Source organism: Taklimakanibacter albus (assembly GCF_016595235.1).
GTDB classification, from domain to species: Bacteria; Pseudomonadota; Alphaproteobacteria; order Rhizobiales; family Aestuariivirgaceae; genus Taklimakanibacter; species Taklimakanibacter albus.
The window spans coordinates 950,806-973,184 of sequence record NZ_JAENHL010000008.1 but is presented as its reverse complement, the minus strand read 5'-3'; the positions used below and the strand labels follow the sequence as shown (position 1 = coordinate 973,184).

Sequence of the window (22,379 nt, the reverse complement as noted above, 5' to 3'; positions counted from 1 at the left end):
CCAGGACAGGGGACTGACGACGGAGAAAGATTGTGAAGCGCACTTATCAACCCTCGAAGCTTGTCCGCAAGCGCCGCCATGGCTTTCGGGCCCGCATGGCCACCACGGGCGGCCGCAAGGTGATCGCGCGCCGCCGGTCGCAAGGCCGCAAGCGGCTGTCCGCGTAACGTGGACGGGGCCATTGAGCCCCAACCAGCTGATCGAGCGCATCGTGAAGCGGCAGGATTTTCTCGCCGCCGCGAAAGCCAATTCCTTCGCCGCCAAGGGCGTGGTCGTGCAGATGCGCGACCGCAAGGATGAAAGACCGGCCCGTGCCGGCTTCACCGTCACCAAGAAACTCGGCGGCGCGGTGACGCGCAACCGGATCAAGCGGCGCTTGCGCGAGGCGGCCCGCCTCACGCTGCCCGAGCTTGCTGAACCTGGCCATGACTATGTGCTGATCGGCAGGGCCCAAGGCCTCGAAAGGCCGTTTTCAAGCCTTCAAAATGACATTAGGACAGCCTTGAAAAGGCTGCACACCACCGACCGGTGAACGGGACTGCCCATGCAGCATGATAATAAGAATTTCATTCTCGCCATCGTCCTCTCCATGGCGATCATCTTCGGCTGGCAATATTTTTATGCGGCGCCGACGCAGAAGAAGCTCGAGCAGCAGACTCAGCAGCAGACCCAGGTAACGGGCGGCCAGCAGCAGCAGCCGGGCGCCGTCGTTCCGGGCACCCAGGCGGCCCCCGTCGTCCCGCGAGAGACCGCCATCGCTTCGGCCAAGCGCATCACGATCGAAACCCCGGTCATCGACGGCTCCATCAATCTCACCGGCGCCCGCTTCGACGACATCCGCTTCAAGAACTACCGCGAGACGGTCGACCCGAAGAGCCCCGAAATCGCGCTCCTCAACCCGCTCGGCACCCCGCATGGCTATTTCGCCGAGCACGGCTTCATTCCCGCCGCCGGCACCACGGTGAAGCTGCCCGACCTCAACACCGAATGGCAGGCCCCGGCCGACGCCACTCTGGCGCCCGGCAAGCCGCTCGTCCTCACCTGGGACAATGGCGAAGGCCTCACCTTCACCCGCACCATCTCGGTCGATGAGGACTATCTCTTCACCGTGAAGCAGGACGTCGTGAACAAGAGCGCCAATGCGGTCTCGCTCTTCCCCTATGCCCGCCTGCTGCGCCAGGGCACGCCCAAGGTCGACGGCATCTATGTGCTGTTCGAGGGCCTGATCGGCGTCTTGGGCGGCAAGCTGCAGGAGGTCCACTATTCCGACCTCAAGGAAGAGGGCAAGAAGATGCCGGTCGACACGACTGGCGGCTGGCTGGGCTTCTCCGACAAATATTGGGCGACCGCGCTCATTCCCGACCAGGCTCAGGATCTCACCGGCACCTTCCAGCACGTCACCGCAAACGGCGCTGACAGCTACCAGGCCGACTATCTCGGCAAGACCGCCATCAACGTACCGGCCGGCGGCAGCGCCTCTTATGAGGACCGCCTCTTCGCCGGCGCCAAGGTGGTGCAGAACATCAATGCCATCGGCGAGAAATACAAGATCGACCGCTTCGATTTGATGATCGACTGGGGCTGGTTCTGGTTCCTGACCAAGCCGCTGTTCTGGCTGCTCGAATTCATCAAGTCCTATATCGGCAATTTCGGCGTCGCCATTCTCATCGTCACCGTCATCGTCAAGCTCCTGTTCTTCCCGCTGCAGAACAAGTCCTACGAGTCGATGAGCAAGATGAAGAAGCTGCAGCCGGAGATGGAGAAGATCAAGCAGCTCCATCCCGACGACCGCATGAAGCAGCAGCAGGAGATGATGGCGCTCTACAAGCGCGAGAAGGTCTCGCCGCTGTCGGGCTGCTTACCCATCCTCATCGCCATCCCGGTGTTCTTCGCGCTCTACAAGGTGATCTATGTCACCATCGAGATGCGCCATGCGCCATTCTTCGGCTGGATCCGGGACCTTTCGGCGCATGATCCGACCACCATCTTCAACCTGTTCGGCCTCATCCCGTGGGATCCCTCGACCGTGCCGGTGTTCGGCCACTATCTGATGCTGGGCGTCTGGCCGATCATCATGGGCATCACCATGTGGCTGCAGATGCGGCTCAACCCGACGCCGCCGGATCCGATCCAGGCCCAGCTCTTCAACTGGATGCCGATCCTGTTCACCTTCATGCTGTCCTCCTTCCCGGCCGGCCTCGTGATCTATTGGGCGTGGAACAACTTCCTCTCCATCCTGCAGCAGAGCTACATCATGCGGCGCCAGGGTGTTGAGGTGAACTTCTTCGGCAATATCCGCAACAGCCTGCCGTTCCTCAAACGCAAGAGCAGTACCGGGTGACAACGGACTGGACAGCCGATCAGCTTGAACGGGGCAGACTCCTTTTCACGGGGCCTGCCTCTTTCGTCATGGGCGTGGCGATTCCCGAGCAGCTGCCGGACGTGAACGGCGTCGAGATCGCCTTTGCCGGGCGCTCCAATGCCGGCAAGTCCTCGCTCATCAATGCACTCACCGGCCATAAGGAGCTGGCGCGCGCCTCCAATACGCCCGGCCGCACCCGTGAGCTCAATTTCTTCGACATCGGCGCCGGTAAGCTGACGCTGGTGGACATGCCGGGCTATGGTTATGCCAAGGCGGCCAAGGTCGACGTCAAGAAGTGGCAGGGGTTGCTCAGGACCTATCTTAGGGCGCGTCCCGGCCTCACCCGCGTCTTCGTGCTGGTTGATGCCCGCCACGGCGTCATTGGCACAGATCTCGAGATGTTCAAGCTGCTCGATGAGAGCGCCGTCACCTTCCAGATCGTGCTTACCAAGGGCGACAAGATCCTCACCAAAGATGAGCCGGAGCTTCTGGAGAAGACCCGCGCCATCGCCAAGAAGCGGCCCGCCGCCTTCCCCGAGGTGCATCTGACGTCGAGTGTGACCGGGCGCGGCTTCCCGGAATTGCGTGCCGAGATCGCGGGGCTTGTGAGCGGGCGCAATTGAAGTATAAGCGCATCGGTTTTTTTGATCCGGGACTACGCAGCCATGTCCGAGACCTCCGCCACCGAAACCGCCCGTATTCTTTCTGAAGCCTTGCCCTTCCTGCAGCGTTATGACGATCAGGTCGTGGTGGTGAAATATGGCGGCCACGCCATGGTCGATCCTGAGCTTTCGCGCAAATTCGCCCGCGACATGGTCATGCTCAAGCTGTGCGGCATCCACCCGGTGGTGGTGCATGGCGGCGGTCCGCAGATCAACCGGCTGCTCGACAAGCTGCAGGTCAAATCGGAGTTCCGCGAGGGCCTGCGCGTCACCGACAAGGAGACGATGGAAGTTGTCGAGATGGTGCTCGCCGGCTCGATCAACAAGTCGATCGTCGGCCTCATCCAGTCGGCCGGTGGCCGCGCCGTCGGCATTTCCGGCAAGGACGGCAACCTGCTCATGACCGAGCGCTTCACCAAGACCAAGGTGAACGCCGAGACCGGGCAGACCGAGACGATCGATTTCGGCTATGTCGGCGAGCCGCACCGGGTCAATACCGAGATCCTGCAGACCATCATTCACAGCGACGCCATTCCGGTCATAGCGCCTGTCGGCGTCGGCATGGACGGCGAAAGCTACAATGTGAATGCCGACACCGCGGCGGGCGCCATCGCCATGGCGCTGCATGCCAAGCGCCTGCTGCTGCTCACCGACGTGGCGGGCGTGCTCGACAAGAACAAGGAGCTCATCCACGAGCTGACTCTTGCCGGCATCCCCAAGCTCATCGCCGAGGGCACCATCACCGGCGGCATGATCCCTAAGATCGAAAGCTGCGTCTCGGTGGTCGAATCGGGCGTCGAGGGCGTCATCATCCTCGATGGCCGCGTGCCGCACAGCGTGCTGCTCGAGCTCTTCACCCCGCACGGCGTCGGCACCCGCGTGTCACGCTCGGGAGTATAAGTGTTATCCCCTCTCCCCCTTGCGGGGGAGAGGGGTAAGAAAAAGGATGCTGCAGTTTGACCACCAGAGGCTTCGATCATATCGACACCTGGATCTTCGATCTGGACAACACGCTCTATCCGGCGAGCTGCCGGCTGTTCGACCAGATCGATGTCAAGATCGGCGCCTTCGTGTCCAACCTGCTCGGCATCGACGCCACCGAGGCGCGGCGTATCCAGAAGGCCTATTTCTACGAATATGGCACGACGCTGCGCGGCTTGATGAGCGAGCACAAGGTGGCACCCGAGGAATTCCTCGATTTCGTGCATGACATCGATCACTCACCGGTGCCGGCCAACCGGCTTCTCGACGAGGCGCTCCATGCGCTGCCCGGCCGCAAGCTGATCTTCACCAACGGCACCGTCGCCCACGCCCAGAAGGTCCTGGCCCGTATCGGCGTCACCCATCATTTCGGCGACATATTCGACATCGTCCATTCCGACTATATCCCTAAGCCCGCTATCGGGCCCTATCGCAAATTCGTCGCCCAGACGGGCATCGATCCCACCCATTCGTCGATGTTCGAGGACATCGCCCGCAATCTCGAGGCGCCGCATGAGCTCGGCATGACGACCGTGCTGGTGACGTCTCCCGACAACACCGATGCCAAGCACCTCAACAGCCTGCATGGCGGGGCAGGCGAGGCCCATGTCCATCACGTGACCGACGACATCGCCGCTTTCCTGGCTAAGCTGGTCGCCGAACGCAATTGACTTCGAGCCGGTGCGCGCTAGTTTCCGCCGGATGACGATTTAGAGGGAATAACATGGCCGATCTGCAAGCCACCATCGAAGCAGCCTGGGACGAGCGCGACAAGATCTCCTTCAAGACCAAGGGAGCTGTCCGCAAAGCGGTGGATCAGGCATTGATCCAGCTCGATCAAGGCAAGGTGCGCGTCGCCGAGAAGAACGGCGACCAGTGGACGGTCAATCAGTGGCTCAAGAAGGCGGTGCTGCTGTCCTTCCGCCTCAACGACATGGCGATCATCGGCGGCGCCCCGGGCAAGGCCAAGTGGTGGGACAAGGTGCCGTCCAAGTTCGACGGCTGGACCGCCACGCAGTTCCGCAAGGCCGGCTTCCGCGCCGTGCCGGGCGCCATCGTGCGCCGCTCCGCCTATATTGCCCCCGGCGTCGTGCTGATGCCGTCCTTCGTCAATCTCGGCGCTCATGTCGATCAGGGCACCATGGTCGACACCTGGGCGACGGTCGGCTCCTGCGCCCAGATCGGCAAGAACGTGCATCTTTCGGGCGGCGTCGGCATTGGCGGCGTGCTCGAGCCGATGCAGGCGGGTCCCACCATCATCGAGGATAATTGCTTCATTGGCGCCCGCTCGGAAGTGGTCGAGGGCTGCATCGTCGGCGAGGGCTCGGTCCTCGGCATGGGCGTCTATATCGGGCAATCGACCAAGATCATCGACCGCGCCACCGGCGAGATCTTCATGGGCCGCGTGCCGCCTTATTCGGTGGTCGTGTCGGGCAGCCTGCCGGGCAAGCCTCTGCCAAATGGCGAGCCGGGTCCCAGCCTCTATTGCGCGGTGATCGTCAAGCGCGTCGACGAGAAGACGCGCTCCAAGACCGGCATCAACGAATTGTTGCGCGACTGAATCCAATCCTCACGCTGAGGTGCCCGGCGCAGCCGAGCCTCGAAGCGTCCTTCAGGATTAAGTGAGAATCCTAACGCACCGCCGGCTGCGGCCGGTGGACGTCCAGGTCGACGCCGATATATTCGGCCGCCTTCTGATTGACCTCCGGGCTGTCGAAGAAGCGATAGCCGGCTTCGATCAGGCGGCTCGTATATTGCCGGTTGTACATGAAGCTGACGATGATCTGCCAGATCCCGAGGGTGACGATTGAAAAGAGCAGATGGAGTGCGGCGACGCCGAGCTCGCCACGCAGCAGCGGCACCCACCAGCCGAAGAAGAAATAGGTCCAGGAGAAGCCGAAGAAGCCGGTCTTGATCTGGCCGGTGGCCGGGTTCTTCATGGTGACGCGTTTGGCCCCGATGCCGCAGACTTTCAGGATGATCGGCAGCGCGACCAGGACGAGCAGAAAAATAATACCTACGATGGCCGATGCCGCGCCTTCATCCATGTTCTATTCCCCAGCTCTTTCCAATGGTTATCGGAACACCTTACGCGATTCTGCCCTTGCGCAACAGTCGCCGCCCTCAGGCGCCCGTCCGCCATTTCTTAACGGATTGTTGCTGCTCCGAATTGATTTTATCCATCTGATTTTACGCAGGCTTAAAGGGCACCAAGGTAAGTATCGCCCATAACATCGCGAGGGGCGGGGCCATGAGTTTTGTTTCACTGCTGTTCAGTCTTGAAGGCCGTATCGGCCGGGCCAAATACTGGCTTGGACAGCTTGTGCTTTTCGCCATCGCCTTCGTGGCCTGGCTCGCCCTTATCCCCGGCCTCGCCACTCAGAATATCCCGTTGCTCCTGGTTCCGATCGCGCTTCTTCCTTTCAGCCTCTGGATGTCCATTTGCGTCGCCGGCAAGCGCTACCATGATCGCGGCAAGTCGGCCTGGTGGATCCTTATCTGTCTTATCCCCATCGTCGGCGGCATCTGGCAGTTCATCGAGCTTGGACTGTTGCGCGGCGACGATGGAACGAATGACTACGGGCCTGATCCGATCTTTTCGTTCAATGTCGCGGGTGACATCGAAGCTCTGCGCGGCCAGGCCGGCCAAGGCAAGGCCAGCCTCATGAACAGGCCCGCCGCGATTGCCGCGGTTACGGCTTCCACGCCGGCACGCGCCCAGGCGCGTTCGCCCTATACGGATGGCCGGCCGGTCTTCGGCAAACGCGTCTAGCATTCCGCAATTCATTTTTTCCCACTCAAGCGCCCGGTCATGTTATGGCCGGGCGCTTTGCTTATGGATAGACTGTGCCGATGGACACCGACCCGCTTCCGCTTCTCGAAGATCTCATTCGCTGCCCTTCCGTAACGCCCACCGAGGCGGGTGCGCTCGATTGCCTCGAGGCATACTTGCGGTCCGCGGGCTTTCACTGTGAAAGGCTCGTCTTCTCCGACAAGGGCACGCCTGACGTGGACAATCTTTTCGCGCGCATCGGCAAGAGTGGACCACATCTGTGTTTTGCCGGCCATATCGATGTCGTGCCGCCGGGACGTCTGGAGGATTGGGCGGCGCCGCCTTTCGCCGCGTTTCAGGCCGACGGCTTCCTCTATGGCCGCGGCGCCGCCGATATGAAGGGATCGGTGGCGGCCTTCGCTACCGCCGCCGCCGATGCGGTGAAGGCCGGCAGCTTCACCGGCTCGCTGTCGCTGCTCATCACCGGCGATGAGGAGGGGCCCGCCATCAACGGCACCGCCAAGGTGCTCGCCTGGATGAAGGAGAACGGCCATGTTCCCGATCACTGCATCGTCGGCGAACCGACCTCGGCCGAGAAGCTCGGCGACACGATCAAGATCGGTCGGCGCGGCTCATTGAGCTTCGATCTGGCGGTGGCCGGCATGCAGGGCCATGTCGCTTATCCGCACAAGGCCGACAACCCGATCCCCAAGCTCGCCCGCCTGATCGACCGGCTCGCCGCCTACAAATTCGACGACGGCAATGATCACTTCGACCCGACGACGCTCGCTTTCACCACCATCGATGTCGGCAATCCGGCTGGCAATGTCATTCCCGGCCGCGCCCAGGCCCGCTTCAACATCCGCTACAATACCGAGCACACGCCGGACACGCTCATCGCCATCGTGCGGGACGCCTGCGCGCGGATCGAGGAGGAACTCGGCGGCACCTTCACCCTCGACGTCGTCAATGGCGCCGATGCCTTCATCACCGAGCCCGGCGCCTTTGTCGGTGTCGTGCTCGATGCGATCGAAGCGGAGACCGGTGTCCACGCCAAGCTGTCGACATCGGGCGGCACCTCCGATGCCCGCTTCATCAAGGACTATTGCCCGGTGCTCGAATTCGGCCCCCTCAACACGACCATCCATCAGGTCAACGAACGGATCGCCATCGCCGATCTGCGCCATCTCGCGGGCGTATACCGCGCCATCATCGATGCCTATGCCGGACGGAAGCCCGCGTGACGATCGTCGGGGAGGGATTGACGGCACTGCGCGGATGCTGGCGCTTCATCCTTCGCGATCCAGACGCGGAACAGGATTTTAACCTGACCGTCGACGGCTTCTGGCGCTCTTTCGCCATGGTCGTGCCGTTGCTCGTCCTGATGTATCCGATCTTCATTTCCGACTACGGCTTCGGCATCGAGCTTGCCGATCCGACGGCGGAGATCCAGCCTTTGAGCATCGGCCGCGCCTATGGTCATCTCATCATTGCCATCGTGGTTTGGCCGCCGGCCGCGGCGCTGCTCGCCAAGCTGTGCGGCGTCGCGCATAGCTATGTCCGCTATATGGTCATCTATAATTGGATGGTGCTGCCGACCGTGGCTCTGACACTCGTGCCGCATTTGTTGCATCTGGTCCAGGGCACGACCTATCCCGCTTTCATCCTGCTTGAGATCGTTGTTTTTCCCTTGCTCTATGTGAGCTGGTATATCGCGAGAAGGGGACTCGAAACGACCTGGCTGATTGCTACAGTCTTCGTGGTTGCCGACTACGCGCTGTCAATCGGCATGGCCCACTGGATCCGCTAGTGGTGAAACATCTGTGGAATTCGGCCTTGGGCCTGCTGATCGTGACCGGCGCTCTCCTTGGGCTGACGCTGCCTTTCGGCAAGATCGCCACCGGGGCCGGCGTCCCGCCGATCTTGTGGCCCTTCGTCATCTCCTGTGGAGCCGGCGGCGTCCTGTTCCTGGTGTTGTTGGTACGGCGGCGGCCGATCGCGCTTAGCCCGCATCGTCTGCGTTATTTCCTCATCGCCGCGCTCATCTCCTACGCCATTCCCAATCTTCTGCTGTTCTCGGCCATTCCGCATCTGGGGGCGGGGTATGCCGGCATCATGTACACGCTCTCGCCGATCGTGACATTGATCCTGTCGATCCTGCTCGGCGTGCGCCGGCCGAACGCGCTCGGCATTGCCGGCATCGTGGTCGGCTTCATCGGCGCGGTGATGGTGGCGACGACGCGCGGTGTGGCCGACCGGCCGGCCGACATTTTCTGGGTGGTCATCGGACTGCTGATGCCCGTCTGCCTCGCGCTCGGCAATGTCTATCGCACCTATGACTGGCCGAAAGACACCGGACCGATAGAGCTTGCCGCCGGCAGCCATCTCGCCACCGCGGCGATGCTGCTGGTGGCCGTGCTCGGCCTGGGGCAGGTCGGCTCCTTCGCCACCCTTGCCGACGTGCCGTGGCTGGTGCCGCTGCAAGGCGCGTCGGCCGCCGCGATGTTCGCCTTCTATTTCCGCCTTCAGGCAGTCGGCGGCCCGGTCTATCTGAGCCAGATCGGTTATGTCGCGGCGGCCATCGGCCTCGGTGCCGGAGTGCTGTTCCTCGACGAACACTATCGGCTCTTGACCTGGCTCGGGGCGGCGATCATCGTCCTCGGCGTGATCATGACCACCAAAGCCCAGAGCCAGGGCGCCTGACCAGACCGGCGTGAGCTTTCCTATATCTTCGGGCTGTGCATGATGGCGGAAGGGAGAGGGAGCGAGCGTTGCGCAGCAGCATCAGCCATGACGACGTGCCGGCGCTTATCGACCGTCTGTATGAGGCCGCCTTCCTTCCCGAGCTATGGCCGGGGGTGCTCGACGATCTGGGAAGCCTGTCGGGATCGCATGCCGGAACGATGTTCGTCTTCGACGGAATCCGGCCGATCCGCTTCCGCGCCACCGAGCTCGTCCGCGAGATCACCGAGCGTTTCTGTTCCAGCGGTCAGTGGATGGAAAGCGGGCGGATACCTTATTATCACCGGCATCCTTTTACTGGCTTCATCATCGCGCAGGATTATTACCCTCCCGAGTTCCTCGCCGCCGACATTCCCTTCCAGAACAAGCGCAAGCTCGGGCTCAATGGCGAGATGGGCACGATCATTCCCATGCCGGGGGGCGAACTGGCCGTCTATGTCTTTGGAAAGCGGGAGAGTGACGGGCCTTATGTCAGAAACGACATCAAGGTGCTCGAACTCCTCCACCCGCATATGGCGCGCGCCGGGCTGATCGCCGCGCGGCTGGGCATGGAGCGCGCCCAGGCGATGGTTTCCGCGCTCGCGGCGCTGGGGTTACCGGCCGCGGTAATGACCGTTGCCGGCCGGGTCCTCGCCGTCAATTCCTTGCTCGAAGACATGCCGCGGCTCTTTCTGCCGGCGGCCTTCGGGGGCCTCGCCATTGCCGATGAACGGGCCAATCAGCTGCTGCAGGAGACGGTCGCGGCCAGCCGGGGCGACCGCGAGCCTCTGGTGCGTTCCATTCCCGTCGCCGCGCGCGAGGGCTCGCCGCCGGTCATCCTGCATGTGGTGCCGCTGCGCCGGGCGGCGCATGACGTCTTTTCCGGCGCCGATATCCTGGTCGCGGCGACCGCGGTCAGCGCCACGGCGCTCGTGCCGTCCCCCGGCATTCTCACCGGCCTGTTCGACCTGACGCCGGCCGAGGCGCGCCTCGCTTCGGCGCTCGTCGCCGGGCGCACCCTCAAGGAAGCGGCGGCGGAATGCGGCATCACGGTCAAGAGCAGCCGCGGCTATCTCGCCCGTGTTCTCCACAAGACGGGTACCGGCCAGCAGAGCCAGCTTGTCGCTTTGCTGAAGGGAGCAGGTCCTCTCGGATCCGCGCTGAACGCTCAGAGGTGAAACATCAGGCCGCCACGCAGGATATGCGTGTCGACCTCGGCATCGCCGAGGATCTCGTCGCTCAAATGAAAATTGAGATCGTCAAAATCGGCATAGAGATATTCGATCTTCACTGAAACGGGAGCCAGCGCGAACTCGACGCCGCCGCCGGCGACCCAGCCGAACATCGTATCCTTGTCGCCCAAGCGGACATCCAAGGCGCCATCATCATAATCTTCATAGGCGAGCTTGGCTTCGGTCAGCGCCACGCCGCCGGTCGCGAAGAGCAGCATATTGTCGAGGGCATAGCCGACTTTGCCGCGCAAGGTGGCCAGCCATTCGAGCTCGCCGACATAGACTTCGTCTTTCTCATCGACGTTGATGGGCGAGTCATCCTTGGCAGCCATCACGCTGAAGTCGGCGGCAATGCCGAGCACGAAAGCGTCCATCTGGTGGTTCCAGCCCGCTTCGGCGCCCACCAGACCGCCATCGACATCGAGGGATTGGTTCCATTTGAAGTCGTCGCTGTTGGGCAGGTCGGTCGGCGAGGTGTCGAAATTGGACCAGGAATAGCCTGCTATGATCCCGGCATAGGCGCCTGACCAATCGAAGGCCGCGGGCGGCTCGATGTCGGCTGCTTGGGCGGTGGTCAGGGCGAAGAGCGAGACGGCAAAAGCAAGGCACGATTTCCTGATCACGAGACACGCCCCCGAATCCGATGATTGAGAAGACAGTCTGGCGCAGTGCATGCCGAGCGGATGCCGCCAAATGACCGCAATCGAACTGGGGTCAATAATCCACTTGCGTGAGATAGAGACCGGTCGGCGGCGCCACCGGTCCGCAGCGGGTGCGGTCGCGGGCATGGAGCGCCCTGGCGAGCTCTTCGATCGGCCATTTGCCGTCACCGACGAGCTTGAGCGATCCGACCATCGAGCGCACCTGATGATGCAGGAAGGAGCGCGCCTCGACGACGACGTCGATCGCGTCTCCGCTTCGCATCACGTCGAAGCGGTCGAGCGTCTTGACCGGTGACTGCGCCTGACAGGAGGAGGCGCGGAAGGTGGTGAAATCATGCTTGCCGAGGAGGGCCTGAGCCGCCTCGTGCATCGCGACGTGGTCGAGCGGGACGGGATGCCACCAGGCCTTGCCCAGCTCGAGCGCCAGCGGCGCCGGTCGGTTGACGATACGATAGAGATAATGCCGGCGCAGAGCGCTGAAGCGCGCGTGGAAGTCCTCGGTCACTTCCTCGATGGCGAGCACGCTCACCGGATGCGGGCGCAGATGGGCATTAATGGCGTTGCGCAAGACCCGCGTGTCCCAGGCGCGCTCGATATCGACATGCGCCACCTGGCCCGTCGCATGGACGCCGGCATCGGTGCGCCCGGCGGCGTGCACCACCGGGCGTCCCTGGGTCAGCACGGCGACAGCATTCTCCAGCACGCCCTGAACGGTCAGGGCATCGGCCTGCAGCTGCCAGCCGGCGAAAGGTCCGCCGTCATATTCGATGGTCATCTTGAAGCGCGCCATGGCACCTTATGCCCGCACGCGCCCCGCCGATGAAAGCAAATTTCGCGCGTTATTGCCGGGTCTTGTTGAGGGTGAACTCGCCCGCCCTTATGCGCTCCGGCAAGCGTTCCGCCATGCGCGCCACCGGCTCCTCACCGTAGGTGGTGATGAGGTCGGACATGGCGGCGAAAATCGCCGCCGTCGCCACGCAATCGGGGTCGATGCCGTCATAGACGGCCTCTTCCCAGGCTTCCATGATGTAGCGCAGCGCCACATATTTCGGCTCGGTCTGCGGCGCGGGGGTCTCAGTATCCAATGTCTCTCTATCCATCCCATCCACCTTGGGCGTTCCCGGTACGCAGGGAGACGCTTGCGAAGCCGCACGCCCGCTACACTGGCGCCGGCAAGCCCACCAACCGAATCAGCACAATTTGAAACTTATCAGAGCAATGTGGCCGGACTACCTGATCCTTAGGAAAGGGTTAACGCCCGCGTCCCTTATTGAATCAAGTCGTTAACAATTGCCAAGCCTGCCGGATATAGTCCGCCGTCCCAGGCGTCATATCGAGGTCGTCGAGAAGGGCGCGTTCCGCCCATTGCACATTGGTCGCGTCGTCGCGCGCGACGGGTTCGCCCGAGCGCCAATGGCCGGTGAAGCAGACGATCGAATAATGGGCGATGGGCCGGCCGGTCTCATCGCGCATGACCGCATCATCGACATCCACGAGCTTCACGAGATCGGCGGTGACGCCGGTCTCTTCCGCGAGCTCGCGCGCCGCCGCCGCGCGCACCGTCTCGCCGAATTCGAGACCGCCGCCGGGCAGGCTCCATTTGCCCTTCCACGGCTCCTTGCCGCGCTCGACCAGCAGCACCTTGCCGTCCCGCCACACGCAGGCGCTGACGCCGATTCGGGGAAAGGGTTTGGGATTGTTCATGGGGTGTAGCCCTAAGCCATGGGGCTGATTGATTCAATCCGGAGCCAATGTAAGCTTCTCATGTGAGTCGAGAACTCACATCACAACGGGGATGAAGCAATGGCTGACAACAAGAAAGCCCGCGGCAAAGCCGATCGCGCCAAAGTGGCGAAGGGCGAGACCTATGAAGTAGCCTATTTTGCCAGGAAGCATGGCATCACAGCGGCCGAGACGCGCGCCTTGATCGACAAGGTCGGCAACAGCCGCGAGAAGCTCACCAAGGCCGCCGAGGCGATGAAGGCGAAGAAGAAGAAATAGCCTTCCGACAGCACCTGTTTCAGTCGCACGCCATCTGGATCGGCGTCGCGCATATGTTGCGTGTCCTGTCCGCCAGCATGCGATAGCCAGCTGTGACGGCCGCGAGCGCGAGCACGCCGGCGGTGACCGAAACCCAGAAGCCGCTGGCAGGACCATAGGCGTCCACCACATAGCCGGCGCTGAACGAGCCCGCCGCCATGCCGATGCCGATCCCGGTCATCGCCCAGGTCATGCCCTCGGTGAGCCGGGCAACTGGGATACTCTGCTCGATCAGGCCGAAAGCGGTGATGAAGCTCGGCGATACCGCGGCGCCCGCGATGAACAGCGCCAGGCCCAGCATCGGAATATTGGTGATGAAGGGGAGCGGCAGCGCGGTGAGCGCGGCGATGAGTGTCGCGAAGACGAATTGCTGCGCCAGATTGGCCTTGAGCTTCAGGACGCCGAAGACGAGGCCGACCACGAGCGAGCCCCCGGCATAGCCGGCCAGGACGAAGCTCGCGGCACCGGGCTGCCCGAGCTCCTTGGTGAGGGCTATGACAGCGACCTCCGCGGTGCCGAGCAGCGTGCCGAGCGCCAGGAGGACGAAGGTGATGAGCTGCAGGGGCCGGAAGGCGATCACCGATGCGGCCCCGCTTTGGGCAACCGCATGAATGCGCGGCTCGGTTTTTTTCTGAATCACGAAAAGGAAGGTGCCGACCGCCAGAAAGACCGTGGCGAAGAGCGGTCCAGCTTCCGGAAACAGGCCGACACTCAACCCGATCGAGAGAACGGAGCCGGTCATATAGAGGATTTCATCGGAGACCGATTCGAAGGCGAAGGCCGTGCTGAGCTTGGGCGTGTCGCGATAGATCTCCGTCCAGCGCGCCCGGATCATTGCCGGCATGCTGGGCATGACGCCGGCAAGAGCGGCGAAGAGGAAGAGCAGGGCGCTCGACCAGCGCCAAGTGGTGGCGGCGAGCAGCAGGATGAAAGCCGTGAGCGCGACGATGGTCGCGGGAATGAGGACGTGGGCCTGGCCATGACGGTCGACGAGCCGCGAAATCCGGGGCGATACCAGGGCATTGGTCAGGGCGAAAGTGGCTGAGACGGCGCCCGCCAGCCAATATTCGCCATGCGTCTGGGAGAGCATCGCGACGAGCCCCATCGGCACCATCGCAAGGGGCAGGCGGGCGATGAAGCCGGCGCTGGCGAAGCCGACCGTGCCGGGCGCCCTGAAGATGTCGCGATAGGGGTAAAACATCGGAAAACTCCTGGATTCTGACGCCTTCGTCATCTACATACGGGGCGTATGTGATCTTACATAATAACATACGTAACGTATGTCAATTGACCTGCGCCCTGTATGTGAGTGAAAAATACGCATGGCTCATAAACCCCGAACGGAGATGATTGCCGAGACGCGGGCGAAGCTGGTGACGGCGGCGCGCAAGGCCTTCGGCACGGTTGGTTACGCCGAAGCGTCGATGGACGATTTCACTGCCGAGGCCGGTCTGACCCGCGGCGCGCTCTATCATCATTTCGGTGACAAGAAGGGGCTGCTCCAGGCGGTCATCGCCGAGATCGACGGCGAGATGTCGGCGCGCATGAGCGCCGTCACGCGCCAGGCGCCGTCGCGCTGGCAAGGTTTCGTCGATGAATGCGTGACCTATGTCGAGATGGCGCTCGATCCCGAGATCCAGCGCATCATCCTGCGCGATGGTCCCGCCGTCCTGGGCGATCCCTCGCAATGGTCGAGCCAGACCGCGTGCATTCGCAACATGACCGCGACACTCGAGAAGCTGATCGAGGAAAGGACGGTGCGTACCATCGATCCCCGGGCCACGGCGCACATCCTCAATGGCACGATGCTTTACGCCTCGCTCCTCATCGCCAATGCCGAGGACCAGCGCAAGGCGTCGCAGGAGGCGGTGCGCGCCATGACGGCGCTGCTCGACGGACTTCTCGCCAAACCCGAGGCCGCCTGATGTGCAATCTTTACAAGCTCAACGCCAAGCCGGATCATCTGCGCGAGCTTCTGCGTTATGTCGAGGAGCATGATTTCCCGCCGCGTGCCTATGTGTCGCCGGGCAGTCCCATCGCCATCATCCGGGCGGAGAGGGACGGTATCCGCCATCTGGTCCTGGTGCGCTGGGGGTTCGTGCCGTCCTGGGCGAAGGAAGTGGCGCCGGGCAAGCCACTCACCAATGCGAGAAGTGAAACCATCCTCGAAAAGGCATCCTTCAAGAACGCCATCCGGCGCCGGCGTTGCCTCATCCCGGCCGATGGTTTCTATGAATGGTCGGGACCAGAGGGTCGCAAGCAGGCCTATCACATCGCCCGCGCCGACGGCGCGCCCTTCGCCTTCGCGGGGATCTGGGAGCATTGGCAAGGGGCGGAGGGCAGCGAGCTCGAAACCGCGGCCATCGTGACGACCGAAGCTTTGCCGCCCATCGCGCATCTGCATCACCGCATGCCGGTGATCGTTCCGCCCGATCTTCATGAAGACTGGCTCGCCAATGACAGAGTCGAGGCGAACCAGGCGCTGGATCTGGTAAAGGCGCATCCCGATCCGTCACTCGTTTTCGCACCGGTGACCCTCGAGCGCCGGGCGCCGGCGCCCAAGCCACCGCCGCCGCCACCGGATCAGATGTCGCTGTTTTGAGAATGATTACGTGTCGGTGAAGAACCTGGAGAGCAGCCCGGCCGTCTGATCAGGCAGTTCCTCCGGAAAGAAGTGACCGCCAGCAAGCGCCTCGCCCTGAATATTCACCGCCCATTTCCTCCAGATTCCAATCGGTCCACCGTCTTCCTTGTACCAGCTGTCGAGTGGCCCTTTGCCGCTCCACAAGACCAGGACTGGACAGACGATGCGCCGTCCAACCTTCCGGTCGCCTTCATCATGGTCACGGTCGAGGGTGGCGGCGGCGCGATATTCCTCGCAGATCGCATGCGCATGATCCGGATCGCGCAGAACATCGGCATAGGCTGAGCGAATGTCGGAAGGGAACGTCGTGGACGCCGAGCCCCAGTTGTCGAGTGCATTGTCGATGATCGCGGCGGCGGCGCTGGTCAGAATTTGCTCCGGCAGCGGTTCGGACTGGGCCAATAGAGACCATGGCCAGAAGCCGAGGGTGAAATCCGCATCGGCGCGATGCCAGGCTTCACTCGTGGGGATGACGTCAAGTACTGCCGCTTTGACTATATGATCTGGATGGTCGAGCGCCATCCGATAGGCGACGCGCCCGCCCCGATCATGGCCGGCGACGAAAAACTTTCGGAAGCCCAGCGTCTCCATGACCGCGATCATGTCGCGTGCCATGGTCCGCTTTGAGTAAGAAGCGTGATCGGGACCCGAAGCCGGGCAGCCGCTTCGCCCGTACCCTCTGAGGTCGGCGCAGACGACGGTGAAGTGCCGGGCAAGCACGGGCGCCACCTCGCGCCACATCAGATGAGTTTGCGGAAAGCCATGCAGGAGAAGAAGCGGTGGACCGCTCCCCGATCGGCGCACGAAGATAGAGGTATCCCTTGTACGAATTTCCGCGCTGTCGAAACCGTCGAACATCGAACCTCTCGGAGGCGGGCAACCATGCCCGCCTCCGAGACAACATATCAAGAGAGAGGCGGTTCCCGACTAAGCCGGCTCGACCTCGAGCCCGGCATCGGCGGCATCCTTGAAGCCGCCGAGATTATGGACATTTGTGTAGCCCATATCCTTCAGTACCTTGCCGGCGAGCGCCGAGCGGCCGCCCGAGGCGCAATAGAGAATGACTGGCCGGTCCTTGCGGAACTGCGGATCATGATAGGGCGTGTCGGCATCGGCGCGGAATTCGATCATGCCGCGCGATACGTGGACGGCGCCCTTGAGCTTGCCGGTCTTGGCGACTTCGGTGCCGTCGCGCACATCGACGACGAGTGCATCCTTGGCCATGAGCTTGCGCGCGTCATCGGCGCTGATTTTCGGCACGGCCTCGTTGGCGGCGGCCATCAGCTGCTTCACGGAAGTGGACATTGCTCTCTCTCCTGTTAAGGGTCGCCCTCTCGTCGAGGGATAGTGACAAAGACATGACCCGCCGTCATCCTCTTTCGTAGCGGTACGGATGAGGATGAGGATAAATGCTCAGCTCGGGAAGTCGAAGAGTGTATTGGGGAGCTTCTCCTCGAACACGCTGGTATTATCGACAGGAGCCGTGCGCTGGCGCTCCACCAATGTGCCGTCACGGCCGAAGTAGAACTTGATGCCGCCGAAGACCTGCGTCTCCTGGCTGTCGAAGTGGAAATCATTGTCGAAGTCGAGGTCGTGATTGCGTTCGGCATAACGTGCGCCCGCAAACAGCGAAAGTCCCTGATCCCAGACGAGATATTCAGCTTCGCCCGAAATGGCGTAGCCGTTGAGATCCCCATCATCGCCGAAAGATTCGGTATCCGCGAAGAGGACATCTCCACGCAGCATCAGGCTCACATCAGGCGTGGCGTAGAACCGCCCATATGCGGCGAGCTCGAAGCCGGATTGCTCAATGTCGAAGTTCGAACTGGAATCGCTGTTGTGATAGGCGGCATTGCCGCCGAGCGTGAAGCTCTCTCCGAGATATAGCTCGCCGAACAGGCCGATACGAAACACATCGATGTCGATGCCCGATATGTTCTGCGAGATCCATGATGCCTGCACGCCCGCGGCCCAGCTCAGCGGATCCCGGTAGAACAATGCGCCGCCGATATGAGAGGCGCCGCGGTCGACATTGTTCTGGTTGCCGAAATCGAACTCGTAATCACCTGAATGTCCGTAATAGGCGATATCAGCCTGAATGTTGAGGCCGCCGCAGGTCGCGAGAGCGGCGCCTTCGCCGAACGGCGTCGTCCAGTCGACGTCGACCTGATCTTCGCCATTGAAGTCCAGCTCCTGCCAGTCGAACATGATGCCGGCCATGACCGAGCCGGACAGGCTGCAGCCGGGATCTTCGAGATCGGCAGCCTGAGCGGCCGGTGTCGCCATGAGGAACAGCGCTACGGTCGCCGCACTGGCCATCAGTCTGATTGTCCTGGTCATCATTCCCCCGCTGAATCGCGCACTCTGGGCGGGAAAGTACTGACGGCATCATGCGTCATCAATGACGAAGGGAGGGGTGGCCGTCAGTTTTGTCCGGCGTGTTGTGAAATGGCAACAGATGGTTGCATTAGGGAGAAAAAATTCGCGATAAGCATCAGAACAGTTCACTCGAGACAAGGTCAAGCGCCGAGAGTCCCGGGAATGTTTGAGGAAAGCTTGAGGCGGAGTCCATAAGCTGGAGTCTGTTCGCGTCGGCGACCGGTCTATTGCGCGCCGGTCTGCCCGCGATGCCGGAGGAAATGGTCGGCCAGGACGATGGCGAGCATGGCTTCGCCCACCGGCACGGCGCGGATGCCGACGCAGGGGTCGTGGCGGCCGGTGGTCACGATATCGGTGTTCTCGCCCGTGGCCGTCACCGTCTTGCGCGGTGACAGGATCGATGAGGTCGGCTTGACGGCGAAGCGCACCACGATCTCCTGGCCGGTCGAGATGCCGCCCAAAATGCCGCCTGCGTGATTGGTGCTGAACTCAGCCTTGCCGTGGCGCATGCGCATCTCATCGGCATTTTCCTCACCCGCGAGCAGGGCGGCGGCGAAGCCGGCGCCGATCTCGACGCCCTTCACCGCATTGATGCTCATCATCGCGGCGGCGATATCCTGGTCGAGCTTGCCGTAAAGCGGCGCACCCCAGCCCGGAGGCACACCGGTCGCCACCACCTCGACGATGGCCCCGGCTGAGGAGCCCGCCTTGCGCACCTCGTCGAGATAGGCCGACCACGGCTGCACGGCCGCTGCATCGGGTGTGAAGAAGGGATTGCGGTCGACCTCGTCCCAGTTCCAATGGGTACGGTCGATCTTGTGCGGGCCGATCTGGATGAGCGCGCCGCGCACGGTCACATTCGGGATGATCTTGCGGGCGATGGCGCCGGCGGCCACCCGGGCTGCCGTTTCGCGCGCCGAGGAACGCCCGCCGCCGCGATAGTCCCGCACGCCATATTTGGCGAAATAGGTGAAATCGGCATGGCCCGGGCGGAATTTGTCGCGGATCGCCGAATAGTCCTTGGAGCGTTGGTCGACATTCTCGATCACGAGCGCGATCGGCGTGCCGGTGGTGACCTGTCCGCCGGTGCGTTCGTCCTCGAAGACACCGGAAAGGATCTTGACCTCGTCCGGCTCGCGCCGTTGCGTCGTGAAGCGCGACTGGCCCGGCTTGCGCTTGTCGAGATAGGCCTGGATTTCCGCTGCGGTGAGCTGAATGCCGGGTGGACAGCCATCGACCACGCAGCCGAGCGCCGGCCCATGGCTTTCACCAAAGGTCGTCATCCGGAACATATGGCCGAAGCTGTTATAAGACATGAGGCAACTGATTAGAGCAAGTTCCGCCAAAGTTGAAGACTTTGGCGACAAGGATTTGCCCAAATATTAATCTGGCGCGACGGCGACGACGTCAAATACCGCTGCCGGTCGCCGTGTCGCTCGCCGGATGGCCGGAACTGTCGAACCAGTCGATGCGCCCATCCTGGAGCCGGCAGAAGTGACCCTGCGGCGTCGGCATCTTTACCATCTCGGCGGGTTTGAGGCTGGAGACGAGGCCGATGAGGCAGCGCCCGATGGCGCCATGCGCGACGATGACCGTGGGCCCGTCGAGCCGGCCGATCCATTGCTTGACCCGCTCGAGGCCTTCTTCATAGCTTTCGCCGTCCGGCGGGCGCCAGCGGAAGCGCTCGGTCAGATCTTTTGGATAGTTCGCGCTGGTCTTGAGGTCCTTGAAATAATGGCCTTCCCAGATGCCGAAAGCGAGCTCGAGCATCGCCGGTTCGATTTCCGCCTTGCTGGCGGGGAGGTCGAATTCGCGCGCCAGATAGCCCATCGTCTGGCGCGTGCGCGTCAGCGGGCTCGTCACGAAGAGGTCGACCTTCGTCTTGCCGAGGAAGTTCTTCAGGCCGCGCGAAATGGCGACCGCCTGCTGGTGGCCGGTGTCGTTGAGCGGAATGTCGATCTGGCCCTGGATGCGGCCTTCGAGATTCCAGTCGGTTTCGCCGTGGCGGATGAAGTAGATCGGCGGATTGGGCTCAATCACCGTTTTGCGCGACCGTGATGTCGGGAGCTTCGGGATTCTTCATGCCGACAATGTGGTAGCCGGCATCGACATGCATGATCTCGCCGGTGACGCCGCGGCCGAGTTCGGACAGAAGATAGAGACCCGAATCGCCGACCTCGTCGATGGTCACGGTGCGCCGGAGCGGCGAGTTGTATTCGTTCCATTTGAGGATGTAGCGGAAGTCGCCGATGCCTGAGGCGGCGAGCGTCTTGATCGGGCCGGCGGAGATGGCATTGACGCGAATATTCTTGGGGCCGAGATCGGCCGCCATGTAGCGCACCGAAGCCTCGAGCGCCGCCTTGGCCACACCCATCACATTGTAATGCGGCATCCATTTCTCCGCCCCGTAATAGGTGAGGGTGAGGAGGGAACCGCCTTTGCTCATCAGCTTCTCGGCCCGCTGCGCAATGGCGGTGAAGCTGTAGCAGGAAATGAACAGCGTCTTGGTGAAGTTGTCGGCCGTCGTGTCGACATAACGGCCGGTGAGCTCGTCCTTGTCGGAGAAGGCGATGGCATGGACGACGAAATCGAGCTCACCCCATTCTTTGCCTATGGTGGCGAAAGTCTGGTCGATGGAAGCCATGTCGGTCACGTCGCAGGGCAGCACGAGCTTTGAGCCGATGCCGGCGGCGAGCGGCTCGACCCGCTTCTTGAGCGCGTCGCCCTGATAGGTGAAGGCGAGTTCGGCGCCATGACGCGCGCAGGCCTGGGCGATGCCCCAGCCGATCGACCGGTTATTGGCCACACCCATGATGAGGCCGCGCTTGCCGGCCATTAAGCCTTTGAATTCACTCATGATTCGCCTTGATTGCGCGAGAAGGGCCGAGGTTGCCCCGGCGGCGCGTTTCTGGCACAGATGTTTTCAGAGGTCCACCTTTAAAGACATACAATTTATGTTGCGAAATATTGTGTGAGTGGCCCTTGCGGGTCCTGGCGGACCAGCCCGCGCTCGATCAGATGCTCGATATGGGCGAGTGTCGAAAGCCCGGCGGCGGCATGGAGGCGGGGATCGATGTCGGCATAATTGGCCTTGACGATCTCGGCGATGCTCCGGTCACCGGCTTTGAGCCTCGCCAATATGGCGTCCTCGCGCATCTTCCGGTGTACCAGATAGGCCCGCACCAGCGATTTCGGTTCGGCCCGCGACGGCCCGTGGGCCGGATGATAGAGGGCATCGTCACGGTCCAGCAGCAGCCGCAGCGAGGCGAAATACTGGCCCATATTGCCGTCGGGCGGCGCGATCACGCTGGTCGCCCAGGCCATGACATGGTCACCGCAGAACAGCGTTTTTTCCTCGGCCAGCGCATAGCTCATATGGTTCGACATATGCCCTGGCGTGAACACACCCTCGAGGGTCCAGCCTTTGCCGGTGACCGCCTCGCCATGCCGCAATCTGATATCGGGGTCAAAATCGGCATCGATGCTGGCATCGAGCCGGGGCAGGCCGGAATCGGATGATTCGGGACGAGTGACGGCGCCATAGCCGACCAGCGCCGCGCCGGTCGCCGCCTGGAGGCGGCGCGCCAAGGGCGAATGGTCGAGATGGCTGTGCGTCACCAATATGTGGCTGACGGTCTCGCCGCGGATGGCGGCAAGCAGCGCCGCCAGATGCTGGTCGCTGTCCGGGCCCGGATCGATGATCGCCACCTCGCCGCGCCCGACGATGAAGCTTGCCGTGCCCTTGAAGGTGAAAGGCCCCGGATTGTCGGCCAGGACGCGCCGGACGAGTGGCGACAGCTCCATGGCCGGGCCAGATTCTATGTTGAAATCGCGGTCGAAACTAAGGGATACCATCGGGCCGAAAGACCAGTTGTGAGCGAAACGCGCCGGCTCTATATTTTGCAGCGCGTTCACGGGGTTAA

The 22,379-nt window shown here is 62.5% G+C and carries 28 protein-coding genes; 15 read left to right on the top strand and 13 right to left on the bottom strand.

The features are described from left to right. Positions 1-32 precede the first annotated feature (32 nt). From rpmH to dapD, 7 genes are read left to right on the top strand one after another with little or no spacing between them, the layout of a single operon-like run. A complete protein-coding gene (gene rpmH, locus JHL16_RS27580) occupies positions 33-167 on the top strand; it encodes a 50S ribosomal protein L34 (RefSeq protein WP_137853823.1) in 135 nt (44 codons plus the stop codon). 14 nt (positions 168-181) lie between these two features. After that, positions 182-532 (top strand): ribonuclease P protein component, encoded by a 351-nt coding sequence (gene rnpA, locus JHL16_RS27575; RefSeq protein ID WP_200188100.1) that lies wholly within the window; start codon positions 182-184, stop codon positions 530-532. 12 nt (positions 533-544) lie between these two features. Continuing rightward, entirely contained in the window at positions 545-2,341 is a 1,797-nt protein-coding gene (gene yidC, locus JHL16_RS27570; RefSeq protein ID WP_200188099.1) for a membrane protein insertase YidC, read from the top strand. Continuing rightward, complete coding sequence (gene yihA / locus JHL16_RS27565; RefSeq protein WP_200188098.1) at positions 2,338-2,985, top strand: ribosome biogenesis GTP-binding protein YihA/YsxC; 648 nt, start codon at positions 2,338-2,340, stop codon at positions 2,983-2,985. Before yidC ends, yihA begins: the two co-directional genes overlap by 4 nt. 42 nt (positions 2,986-3,027) lie before the next feature. Continuing rightward, on the top strand, positions 3,028-3,924 hold the full coding sequence (argB, locus tag JHL16_RS27560; protein ID WP_200188097.1) for an acetylglutamate kinase: 897 nt from the start codon (positions 3,028-3,030) through the stop codon (positions 3,922-3,924). Positions 3,925-3,980: 56 nt separating this feature from the next. After that, entirely contained in the window at positions 3,981-4,676 is a 696-nt protein-coding gene (locus JHL16_RS27555) for a pyrimidine 5'-nucleotidase (RefSeq protein ID WP_200188096.1), read from the top strand. 53 nt (positions 4,677-4,729) lie between these two features. Further along, on the top strand, positions 4,730-5,566 hold the full coding sequence (gene dapD, locus JHL16_RS27550; RefSeq protein ID WP_200188095.1) for a 2,3,4,5-tetrahydropyridine-2,6-dicarboxylate N-succinyltransferase: 837 nt from the start codon (positions 4,730-4,732) through the stop codon (positions 5,564-5,566). Between the two features lie 70 nt (positions 5,567-5,636). Here the strand turns inward: dapD and JHL16_RS27545 are convergent, their stop codons facing one another. Beyond that, complete coding sequence (locus JHL16_RS27545; protein ID WP_246771187.1) at positions 5,637-6,053, bottom strand: hypothetical protein; 417 nt, start codon at positions 6,051-6,053, stop codon at positions 5,637-5,639. 203 nt (positions 6,054-6,256) lie between these two features. Here JHL16_RS27545 and JHL16_RS27540 point away from each other — a divergent pair, with 203 nt between their 5' ends. The 5 genes from JHL16_RS27540 to JHL16_RS27520 all read left to right on the top strand — a co-directional run bounded on the left by JHL16_RS27540 (position 6,257) and on the right by JHL16_RS27520 (position 10,677). Beyond that, complete coding sequence (locus tag JHL16_RS27540; protein WP_200188094.1) at positions 6,257-6,778, top strand: DUF805 domain-containing protein; 522 nt, start codon at positions 6,257-6,259, stop codon at positions 6,776-6,778. A gap of 80 nt (positions 6,779-6,858) precedes the next feature. Next, on the top strand, positions 6,859-8,022 hold the full coding sequence (gene dapE, locus JHL16_RS27535; protein ID WP_200188093.1) for a succinyl-diaminopimelate desuccinylase: 1,164 nt from the start codon (positions 6,859-6,861) through the stop codon (positions 8,020-8,022). Then, positions 8,019-8,588 carry a hypothetical protein gene (locus JHL16_RS27530; protein ID WP_200188092.1) on the top strand — a complete coding sequence of 190 codons (570 nt, stop codon included), beginning with the start codon at positions 8,019-8,021 and terminating at the stop codon, positions 8,586-8,588. Before dapE ends, JHL16_RS27530 begins: the two co-directional genes overlap by 4 nt. Before the next feature lie 2 nt (positions 8,589-8,590). Next, the gene (locus JHL16_RS27525; protein ID WP_200189560.1) at positions 8,591-9,481 is read left to right on the top strand and encodes an EamA family transporter; all 891 of its coding nucleotides are present in this window, start codon (positions 8,591-8,593) and stop codon (positions 9,479-9,481) included. Positions 9,482-9,549: 68 nt separating this feature from the next. Continuing rightward, the gene (locus JHL16_RS27520; protein ID WP_210346097.1) at positions 9,550-10,677 is read left to right on the top strand and encodes a helix-turn-helix transcriptional regulator; all 1,128 of its coding nucleotides are present in this window, start codon (positions 9,550-9,552) and stop codon (positions 10,675-10,677) included. Here JHL16_RS27520 and JHL16_RS27515 read toward each other — a convergent pair. The 4 genes from JHL16_RS27515 to JHL16_RS27500 all read right to left on the bottom strand — a co-directional run bounded on the left by JHL16_RS27515 (position 10,668) and on the right by JHL16_RS27500 (position 13,097). Continuing rightward, entirely contained in the window at positions 10,668-11,354 is a 687-nt protein-coding gene (locus JHL16_RS27515) for an outer membrane beta-barrel protein (protein WP_200188091.1), read from the bottom strand. The two genes, JHL16_RS27520 and JHL16_RS27515, sit on opposite strands and share 10 nt — an antisense overlap. Before the next feature lie 91 nt (positions 11,355-11,445). Continuing rightward, the gene (gene truA, locus JHL16_RS27510) at positions 11,446-12,183 is read right to left on the bottom strand and encodes a tRNA pseudouridine(38-40) synthase TruA (RefSeq protein WP_200188090.1); all 738 of its coding nucleotides are present in this window, start codon (positions 12,181-12,183) and stop codon (positions 11,446-11,448) included. Between the two features lie 49 nt (positions 12,184-12,232). Further along, the gene (locus JHL16_RS27505) at positions 12,233-12,478 is read right to left on the bottom strand and encodes a hypothetical protein (RefSeq protein WP_246771185.1); all 246 of its coding nucleotides are present in this window, start codon (positions 12,476-12,478) and stop codon (positions 12,233-12,235) included. A 190-nt stretch (positions 12,479-12,668) separates the two neighbouring features. Next, entirely contained in the window at positions 12,669-13,097 is a 429-nt protein-coding gene (locus tag JHL16_RS27500; RefSeq protein WP_200188088.1) for an NUDIX hydrolase, read from the bottom strand. Between the two features lie 99 nt (positions 13,098-13,196). On the opposite strand from JHL16_RS27500, the gene JHL16_RS27495 reads away from it, so the two are divergent. Beyond that, the gene (locus JHL16_RS27495) at positions 13,197-13,394 is read left to right on the top strand and encodes a DUF3606 domain-containing protein (RefSeq protein ID WP_137853809.1); all 198 of its coding nucleotides are present in this window, start codon (positions 13,197-13,199) and stop codon (positions 13,392-13,394) included. A 19-nt stretch (positions 13,395-13,413) separates the two neighbouring features. Here the strand turns inward: JHL16_RS27495 and JHL16_RS27490 are convergent, their stop codons facing one another. Beyond that, positions 13,414-14,634, bottom strand: coding sequence for an MFS transporter (locus JHL16_RS27490; RefSeq protein ID WP_200188087.1), 1,221 nt, complete (start codon positions 14,632-14,634; stop codon positions 13,414-13,416). Between the two features lie 121 nt (positions 14,635-14,755). Between JHL16_RS27490 and JHL16_RS27485 the strand changes: the two genes are divergently transcribed. Next, positions 14,756-15,358: a TetR/AcrR family transcriptional regulator gene (locus JHL16_RS27485; RefSeq protein WP_200188086.1), complete on the top strand. Its 603-nt coding sequence runs from the start codon at positions 14,756-14,758 to the stop codon at positions 15,356-15,358. Then, positions 15,358-16,035, top strand: a complete 678-nt coding sequence (locus JHL16_RS27480) for an SOS response-associated peptidase (protein WP_200188085.1) — start codon at positions 15,358-15,360, stop codon at positions 16,033-16,035. Before JHL16_RS27485 ends, JHL16_RS27480 begins: the two co-directional genes overlap by 1 nt. 6 nt (positions 16,036-16,041) lie before the next feature. On the opposite strand, the gene JHL16_RS27475 is transcribed toward JHL16_RS27480, so the two are convergent. The 7 genes from JHL16_RS27475 to JHL16_RS27445 all read right to left on the bottom strand — a co-directional run bounded on the left by JHL16_RS27475 (position 16,042) and on the right by JHL16_RS27445 (position 22,311). Beyond that, positions 16,042-16,935 carry an alpha/beta fold hydrolase gene (locus JHL16_RS27475; RefSeq protein WP_200188084.1) on the bottom strand — a complete coding sequence of 298 codons (894 nt, stop codon included), beginning with the start codon at positions 16,933-16,935 and terminating at the stop codon, positions 16,042-16,044. 69 nt (positions 16,936-17,004) lie between these two features. Beyond that, positions 17,005-17,382 carry a rhodanese-like domain-containing protein gene (locus JHL16_RS27470; RefSeq protein WP_200188083.1) on the bottom strand — a complete coding sequence of 126 codons (378 nt, stop codon included), beginning with the start codon at positions 17,380-17,382 and terminating at the stop codon, positions 17,005-17,007. Between the two features lie 108 nt (positions 17,383-17,490). Further along, on the bottom strand, positions 17,491-18,396 hold the full coding sequence (locus JHL16_RS27465; RefSeq protein ID WP_200188082.1) for a hypothetical protein: 906 nt from the start codon (positions 18,394-18,396) through the stop codon (positions 17,491-17,493). Positions 18,397-18,680: 284 nt separating this feature from the next. After that, positions 18,681-19,772 carry a chorismate synthase gene (aroC, locus tag JHL16_RS27460; protein WP_200188081.1) on the bottom strand — a complete coding sequence of 364 codons (1,092 nt, stop codon included), beginning with the start codon at positions 19,770-19,772 and terminating at the stop codon, positions 18,681-18,683. Between the two features lie 91 nt (positions 19,773-19,863). Then, on the bottom strand, positions 19,864-20,496 hold the full coding sequence (locus tag JHL16_RS27455; RefSeq protein WP_200188080.1) for a histidine phosphatase family protein: 633 nt from the start codon (positions 20,494-20,496) through the stop codon (positions 19,864-19,866). Then, the gene (gene fabI, locus JHL16_RS27450; protein WP_200188079.1) at positions 20,489-21,313 is read right to left on the bottom strand and encodes an enoyl-ACP reductase FabI; all 825 of its coding nucleotides are present in this window, start codon (positions 21,311-21,313) and stop codon (positions 20,489-20,491) included. The genes JHL16_RS27455 and fabI overlap by 8 nt, the downstream gene beginning before the upstream one ends. A 95-nt stretch (positions 21,314-21,408) precedes the next feature. After that, entirely contained in the window at positions 21,409-22,311 is a 903-nt protein-coding gene (locus JHL16_RS27445; RefSeq protein WP_200188078.1) for an MBL fold metallo-hydrolase, read from the bottom strand. Positions 22,312-22,379 lie beyond the last annotated feature (68 nt).